The sequence below is a fragment of the Actinomadura sp. KC06 genome, assembly GCF_004348735.1.
Classification (GTDB): Bacteria; Actinomycetota; Actinomycetes; order Streptosporangiales; family Streptosporangiaceae; genus Spirillospora.
The window spans coordinates 1-1,123 of record NZ_SMKT01000397.1; the positions used below are offsets into that span (position 1 = coordinate 1).

General features: G+C 70.8%; 1 protein-coding gene. It reads right to left on the reverse strand.

Annotated elements, in window-relative coordinates; genetic code table 11:
* Positions 1–1,123: hypothetical protein (locus E1287_RS44515; RefSeq protein ID WP_207934828.1), on the reverse strand; the 1,123-nt coding region annotated here is incomplete at both ends.

Genomic DNA, 1,123 nt, shown 5'->3' on the forward strand with positions numbered 1-1,123 from the left:
GGGGTGGGTGGGTTGCGGCGAGGTGGTCGTGGAGTTCGGCGTGGCGGAACTGGTAGTAGGGGCCGACCGTGCGTAGCAGGCCGAGACGGTGGCAGTCGTCCAGGAATGGCATGAGTCGGCGTGGCAGGTGACCGGCTCGTGCCAGTTTCCAGGTGGCGAGCTGGTAGGCCCACCAGGCCCGGTGTTTCCCGAAGGCGAGCCCGAACACGAGCCCGACGAGCGCGACCGCGAGCGCGACCGCGAGCGCGAGCCCGACCGCGAGCCCGACCTCAGGGTCGTCCGTGAACGCGACAGCGAACGTAAACAGCACCATGAACGAGAGTGCGAACGCGAGGGTGATGGTGCTGAAGCGGAGCAGGTTCAGCCTCCGGTCGGTGCGCCAGCTGCTCATCGGTGTTGTGGCGTGGTGAGTCTGCGCTGGTGTCGCTGCCCAAGCCATGATCCCCAGCGCAAGCGCGAGCGGGAACCCGACCATGAGCCCGACCCCGAGCCCGACCGCGAGGCTGTCCACGAGCCCATTCACGAGGTAGTCCGCGAGGTTTCCCGCGTCGCCGTCCACAGGGGAGGAGTTGCCGTCCGCGACGAAGTAGCCGCCGTGGTCCTTGTAGTAGGTGGAGCCGTCCACGGCGATGTAGTACTCCCCGACCCCGCCCGTGAGGGAAAACGCGAGCCCGACCGCGGACCCGGCCGCGAGCCCGTGCGGGAGCCTGACCGCGAGGTTGCGTGTGAGGACGGCCGAGCGTCGGCGGATGCGCAGGTCGGCGTATCCGGGTGAGTCTTGCGCCCACGACCGTGCCCTAAGCCCGACCACGGGCCCGGCCACGAGCCCGACCGCGAGGCCGACCGCGAGGCCGAACACGAGCGCGTCCGTGAGCCTGCCCGAGACCCCCTCCGCGAGTCCGTAAGTGAGCCCGGCCGCAAGTCCGGTGATGAGGGCGGTGGCCAGGGTGAGGGCGAGTCGGGTGGTGGGAGTGAAGGTGTGAGTGGTGGCGGCCAGTCGCCACCAGGCCAGGTCGCGGGTGCCCTGGCCGCCGGCAGCGGGTTGGGTGGTGAGGTGGTGGGCCAGGTATCCCAGCCAGCGGCGGACCTGGACGGGGTCGTGGCGGCGGCGGGGGCGGAATGG